A 6,471-nucleotide genomic window follows, 5' to 3' on the forward strand; every position below is an offset into this window, starting at 1 on the left:
GTGGAAGAACTGCGAGGGAGATTTGAATACCAGTCTCCAGTTCGTCAATCTGGCATTCCTTGTCTTACTGCTGCGCAGAAAAAATACTGAATAGCCTCTAAGGCTTTTTCAATCGTGTCAACTTTTGTCGCATGATAAACATCAAGCAGTTGCTTTACATTCTGTTTTTTTATACCGATACGCTGTCCTAATTCTGAACGACTAATTCTAAAAAGTAAATTTTAGCTAAAGATGGTTTGATGTTCCAATCGGGGACACAATGTGTAAGTGAAAAACTTGCTTTGTCAGATTAATTCCGATAATTTGTTCCATTAAACACCTCTCATATTTTTGCTGATGTATTCAGTATGGCTCACGGAAGCCATTTGGGGAAGTGTCCATTCCATTAGTATATTAATGTTCACATTAAAACAATGCATTGTCTAATAATAATTAACATCTTGTTTATTATGAAATTTTAATAATAATTATTATTCTGGTAATTAATTATTTTCATGAAAGGAATGAAAAATAGGTGTTTTTATTGTTGAAAAACATTTATGGGACTGCATGGCTATATTTGGCGTAATAATATAAATGTAATTATTGAATGTAAACATGTTATTTTAATGTAGGAGGTTGTATGTCAGGTGGTAACATAGCTCAAGTAAGAACTATTTTTAATAATAAAACTAAATACTCATTGAGGCTCGAGAATTATCATGAGTCTCAAGGGCATTTTAATATTTATCCTCCGAAGGATATACTTCCTTATTCAGAAGTTGAATGGAAAACAGAAAATAATCCTGCGTCTTTAACAGGGACAGAAGCAAGTTGTGTCTATGTATTTTACGATAACGATACTAAATACGAACTGTTATTCGAATGGGATGTACCTCTGATTGGTTCAAATAGTTTTGGTGCCCATTATTCTCCTAAGCGTAATGGATTAAATTTAACATTTGACAATCCAAGTGGATATTTCGTGGTTTGGCATTGTGAATTTACGGAAAATTAACAATGTAAGGTGATGATATTTACTATTCAATAGGAGGTCGTGTATTCAACCTGTTGATGCCTGTTAAATATAATATTCACGTTCAATGAAAGTACCGATGACTTTATCGTGCATTTCCGGCGATTTGGAATAACCCAACGTCTTTCTATTGAGCCGTTTAAGTCGGTTGCGCAATGTTAGATTCTCCCGCTCGATACGTTGAGTGAAGGTCTTTCCAACAAGATGCTGGTTTTTGGGTAAGAGATTGTACGCCTTGAAATTATCAGTACACCAGAAAACAATATTAAATGAGGCGAGCTTTTTGAACAGTTTCCTGAGTGTTTTTTTGTTTCTCGCCCCAAACGTATGAGCAATGATACGTTTCAGACGAGGCTTCCAGGCATACCACAACCAGCGCTGGTATTTTTTATTGCCGACGAATGACCAGACTTCATCCACTTCACAAACGAGCTGAATGTTGACCTTATCCAGGGGACGTGTCGTTACACATCGCGGTTTAAGTTTTTTAAAACGCGAACAACAGAATTAATACTGATATGCAATGCACGGGCAGTATCACGGATACCGGCATTATTCATATAGCCAGGTCAACAATTTGCTCTTTTATACCGGCTTTACATGCACGATAGGCGTAATCGAGTTGGAAGGTGCGTTTGCAGGAGAGACAGAGATAGCGTTGATGGCCTGCCTCACCTTTGCCGTGTTTTTTGACGTATTCAACTTGCTGACAAAACCGACATTTCACTTCAACTGTCGCCATTTCATTTCCCCACAAAATGGCTATTATGCACCTAAATCAACGGGTTGAATACACGACCAGAATTTTTAGGTTGATAAGGAGAAAAAACGTAATCAACCCGGCATTGCAACGGGTAAGGGAGAGCCTGTTGGCGATAAATGGCTTCATGATGCAGGGAAAGAAAACGGAGCACCTATCCCTGATCGAATTGCTGATAAATTACGAGAAAAGAAATTTAGGGATTTTGATGATTTTCGGAAACAGTTTTGGGAAGAGGTGTCTAGAGACCCTGAGTTACTCAAACAATTTAATGATAGCAATAAGAAGCATATAGCAAAAGGAAGATCTCCATATGTTCCAAAAGATGAGCGGGTTGGTGGGCGTGAAGTGAATGAAATTCACCATAATAAGCCTATTAGTAAAGATGGAGAAGTCTACGATATGGATAATTTAAGAATCACAACACCTAAACGACACATTGAAATTCACAGAGGAAAAAAATCATGGAATTGAAACATAGTATTAGTGAATATACCGAAGCGGAATTTCTCAAGTTTTTACAAATCATTTGTGACTCAGATACAGAAACTGAGGAAGAACACCATATTCTTGTAAGACACTTTGAAAAAGTAACGGAACATCCCAGCGGCAGTGATCTTATTTATTTTCCTAAAGACGGAGAAGATGATTCACCTGCAGGGATTTTAAAAACGGTTAAAGCGTGGCGAAGTAAAAATGGCAAATCGGGATTTAAACAAGGTTCATAGATAGGCTCTTAAGAATTAAGCCGTTCAAAACACGCATCCAATGTTTTGTTTTTACATGATTTTCTTTGTGGTGTTTTGAACGCGTTCTGGCATAAATATGCTTGTGCTTTTTCCAGCCAAAAATACGTTTCCGACCACGCCTTTTGGAGCAGGTTTTCTATGATTGGTTTGAGCCAGATGTCTGTATTTTGAGCTGCCTTGAACAAGGAGACGGCAGAAAATAACCGGCTTGCTAACGAACGCCTGAGCAGCAGTGCCAGTAAACTGAGCCAGATGAGTCCCGTGGCTATCGTTTCTTTCCTTGTGGTAAATCCGTGCCAATTTGTATGCGATTTTAGCTCTTTGAACAACAGTTCTATTTGCCAGCGGCAACGATAAATATCCATGATCTCATTGGCGGTAAACTCGTCCACCGATAAATTAGTCAGCCAGAGACAGAAACGTTTTTCTTCGGCAAACCAGCGGCGGACAAGACGAAACTCATAACCCTTACGCCGACACATCAGATCAAGCACTTCTGAGCGGTTGGTTCTGCGTGTGATGGATTTCAACGGCTTATCAGACAGTTTGGGCAATAATTTTCCCTGCCCATTGCGGGCTGTCATTATCTGGGGATTGAGCGATTTGCTTCCCCGGACAATAAATGAGCCGCCGGAAGAGGAGACTTGCTCAAAATACTCAAAATCAACATAGCCTGCATCTGCCAGCAATAATTGCTTATGCAGCGTCTCAGGGGCGGGGAGGTAAGCCCGTTCTGACGCCGTATCCGCGGTCACCGTCATTTTAACCGGAGATTGGGTGAAGAGTGACAGCGTCATGTGGCATTCAACGGCCGCATCGGTTGACCTGAACCGATAAGGAAACACATCAGACAGCGCCGAATGGATTTTGAATGAACTGCCATCCTGCAAAATAACATTTTGAAATTTTGTAAGTTTCTTGGGTATGGCAACGGATTTATCGGCCCATTGTGCCATGGCAAACCTCACCAATATTTTGACGAATTCAACAAAAGCCGTTTTGCGTAACTGATTATAAAAAGGGCGGTAGCTAACCTGCTGTTTTTTATCGGGACACAGCCCATTAAATTTTTGGTGTAACTGAGCAATAGACGTAATTTTTCCCGAACTCAGTGCAGCGATAAGACTGAGGATGAATACATGAGGTTCGATATTTCTCACGCGTTGAATAAATCCACATCGAAAGGCAATCTTTTTCAGAGAAGCTTCATTGAAGAATTGCATTAACTGGTGTTTTATAGCGATAATCATCACAGGCTTCATCCGTGGTTTTGATATTAGTTTGGCGACGATTATCAGATCATAAATGAAGCCTTTTTTCTATCTAAAAATAAACGGTTATTGCTTAAGATCCTGTCTATGATACATAACTAACCAATCTCTTTGCGACTAATCACCCGCAGACGTACTACAAAAAGCAGCCAGCTAATTAACAGTAATAATCCACCGCCGACCACTGTTACCCGGATATCAGTAGTATCAAGGAAACCGCCCAATAACATAACGATCAGTATAGCCAGTGCCTGAATTGAACTGATAGAACCCATTATTTCTCCCTGCTCATTTTCCGGTGCAAGATTTGAAATACTGCTTATCAGCCCGGTCAATGCAAAGCCCATGGAGGTGACGAAAAGGGTAATGAATATATGCAGATAGATAACATTATTGACCATTGAGACTGCTATTACGGCAAGTGATGACACCACCAGTGAATATCGCACCATATTTTCAGGTTTAGCGACTTTGGCAACGTGTCTCACTACTAAGTACTGGAATAGTGCGTAAGTTGCTCCCATTGTGGCGAGGAAAGAACCAATCTGAAACGAGCTGAAATGGTAAATATCCAGTAAATAAGCAGGCAGGAAAGATTCAAACAACCACCAACCAGCAACAAAAACCGTCCAGATAGCAAATGCAGTTCTCAGTTTAGCGTGACTGTAAGCTTTTGCTATTTGCACCAGACCGGAAAAGGCACTGATTTTTTCTTGAGTATGTTTTTCTAAGGTATCGGGGTAGGCTACCAAAGTGTAAATAAATAACAGAGTAAAGATGGCAGCCATAATGACAAATGGTGTCATATATCCGCTGAATTGAGCTAAAGAGAAATTGGTCAGCCAGCCTCCTATTGGTGGCCCGATGACCCAAGCCAGACCCAGAGCAGTCTGAATCATGGAGAGGTTTTTAGTTTTATTACCCGGCGCACTGATATCAGACATACTTGCCTGCGCAATCGCTACATTACCCGCCATCATCCCGGCCAGTAAACGGCTAAACAGTAGCAACCCCGCTGATGCTACAATCACCGCATAGCCACTAATGGCAAAGGCTATCGCAGTGCCCGCTATAGTCATCAGCATCATCTTTCTGCGCCCATAAATATCCGACATTTTGCCCAGTATTGAGGCACCAAAAAACTGGCCAAAAGGGTAGATGGCAAGGAAAACCCCCAACATAATTACTTTTTTCTGATGATCCCAGCCGTCCGGGAATAGTGAAGCGGCATCAGAAATCATCATGTGTGGGAATATTGCTACCACCATTCCCAAACCGACAAAATCAAGTAGCGCAACCAATACCAGATACCAGATGATCCTCGGTTTTTCTTTCATTTTCGTACTCCTGAAATTTATTAATTTAATGCAGGTGGCTGAGGGATTCTGCTATCAACTGTTGCTCAATAAAATTTAGATATTTCTTAAATTAAGAATTCATCGTATGCAGAATAAATGATTTTCCACTACCCGTATTGATAAGAAGCATCTAAAGATTATCTTTTTTATTCAATAGAATAGGAGAAGGTAAAATAACTCAATATTTATGGTTATTTAATAATACTGAATGGTTGTGTGATAAATAAGTATTCAAGCGCATTTAAAATGGATAAATAAATATTATTTTATAGATTTAAGTTTCTTTTTAATTAAATGATGAATATTATTTTAACGCTTATGACAAATGCAATGAAATAAACAAAGTGTCAACAAAAAGGCAATTAAGATAACTGCATAAGTGAATGCTTATTATCCATATTGTAAAATTTTGTAAGTAATCTTTATCTGAAAGGTAATAATCAATAGCTATTTGATTATAAATAATTTTACTGAAAATTGCTTGGCAGATTCTAATGAAAACCTGATTCAATATTACTTTTTTAGAAAAATAATCCATTTTATTTATAGTTTTTAACTATAATTATAACATTAAGCATCATACTCTCAGTCATTGAGTGATGATGTTTTTACTTTCAATAAAAACCATGCATACACAAATAATTAATATAACAATAAGGTAGCTATATTATGGAAAAGAAAAATAAAGTCTTCAAAACACACAACGAACTTGATGCAGATGAATCAATACTTCTAAAAGATGATTCTGACGATGATACTTCTCCTCATGCTTCCTACTTACTCAGAGATACACATGGACGTACGCTTTGTTTCGATGATGGGGATGATGATCTTGCGTATATGGGGTCGGAAGAGTATTCTGCTCACTTTATTGTGCTACAATTGCGGGATAAAAAACTGCCGAAAAATTCAATAAAGGTGACAGGTGAATATAATGATGATAAGTACCTCATGTATGCCTATGACAACTCAATAGATAAGGATTCGACTCAAATATTCTGGCATACCCGTAATAGTAATATAGATGATAGTCGAATATCATTTAACAAAGAATATGTTAAAACAGAGAATGGGCTAAAACAATATAGGCTAGTGTGGAATAATCAAGGAACCGATATGTTTTTGTTCAGTCATTCCCATGATGAAAAATTTGCTTGGTTAACTGCAGATAAAAAAAAGTACAGCCGATTTACTCTGCATGCTGATTTTATTAAGGAAACTTGGATTCGACTAATAAGTGCAATTTCTAAGAAAGGCGGTCAGTTGCTATAGTAGGCATCTTTCTCGCCAAAGGAAAATGCACTATGACCTATACACA

7 protein-coding genes and 2 pseudogenes are annotated in these 6,471 nt (G+C 38.4%); 5 read left to right on the forward strand and 4 right to left on the reverse strand.

Features of this window, described 5'->3' with window-relative positions:
* Window positions 1-94, forward strand: a pseudogene (locus tag Xinn_RS19555) (IS5/IS1182 family transposase); the annotation flags it as partial.
* A 528-nt stretch (window positions 95-622) separates the two neighbouring features.
* Complete coding sequence (locus Xinn_RS19560) at window positions 623-997, forward strand: hypothetical protein (protein ID WP_086956857.1); 375 nt, start codon at window positions 623-625, stop codon at window positions 995-997.
* A gap of 63 nt (window positions 998-1,060) precedes the next feature.
* Here Xinn_RS19560 and Xinn_RS19565 read toward each other — a convergent pair.
* Window positions 1,061-1,757 (reverse strand): annotated as a pseudogene (locus Xinn_RS19565) (IS1 family transposase).
* Between the two features lie 31 nt (window positions 1,758-1,788).
* Window positions 1,789-1,929, reverse strand: coding sequence for a hypothetical protein (locus tag Xinn_RS22935; RefSeq protein WP_244590270.1), 141 nt, complete (start codon window positions 1,927-1,929; stop codon window positions 1,789-1,791).
* On the opposite strand from Xinn_RS22935, the gene Xinn_RS23345 reads away from it, so the two are divergent.
* Window positions 1,860-2,249, forward strand: coding sequence for an HNH endonuclease signature motif containing protein (locus tag Xinn_RS23345; protein ID WP_339373495.1), 390 nt, complete (start codon window positions 1,860-1,862; stop codon window positions 2,247-2,249). The two genes, Xinn_RS22935 and Xinn_RS23345, sit on opposite strands and share 70 nt — an antisense overlap.
* Entirely contained in the window at window positions 2,240-2,503 is a 264-nt protein-coding gene (locus Xinn_RS19575; protein ID WP_086956852.1) for a bacteriocin immunity protein, read from the forward strand. Before Xinn_RS23345 ends, Xinn_RS19575 begins: the two co-directional genes overlap by 10 nt.
* An 8-nt stretch (window positions 2,504-2,511) precedes the next feature.
* On the opposite strand, the gene Xinn_RS19580 is transcribed toward Xinn_RS19575, so the two are convergent.
* Window positions 2,512-3,777 carry an IS4 family transposase gene (locus Xinn_RS19580; RefSeq protein WP_099137767.1) on the reverse strand — a complete coding sequence of 422 codons (1,266 nt, stop codon included), beginning with the start codon at window positions 3,775-3,777 and terminating at the stop codon, window positions 2,512-2,514.
* 116 nt (window positions 3,778-3,893) lie between these two features.
* A complete protein-coding gene (locus Xinn_RS19585) occupies window positions 3,894-5,132 on the reverse strand; it encodes an MFS transporter (protein WP_086952927.1) in 1,239 nt (412 codons plus the stop codon).
* Window positions 5,133-5,822: 690 nt separating this feature from the next.
* On the opposite strand from Xinn_RS19585, the gene Xinn_RS19590 reads away from it, so the two are divergent.
* On the forward strand, window positions 5,823-6,425 hold the full coding sequence (locus Xinn_RS19590; protein ID WP_099137768.1) for a hypothetical protein: 603 nt from the start codon (window positions 5,823-5,825) through the stop codon (window positions 6,423-6,425).
* The last annotated feature ends 46 nt before the right edge of the window (window positions 6,426-6,471 follow it).

Origin of the sequence: Xenorhabdus innexi, from assembly GCF_002632485.1 — a bacterium.
GTDB lineage: Bacteria > Pseudomonadota > Gammaproteobacteria > Enterobacterales > Enterobacteriaceae > Xenorhabdus > Xenorhabdus innexi.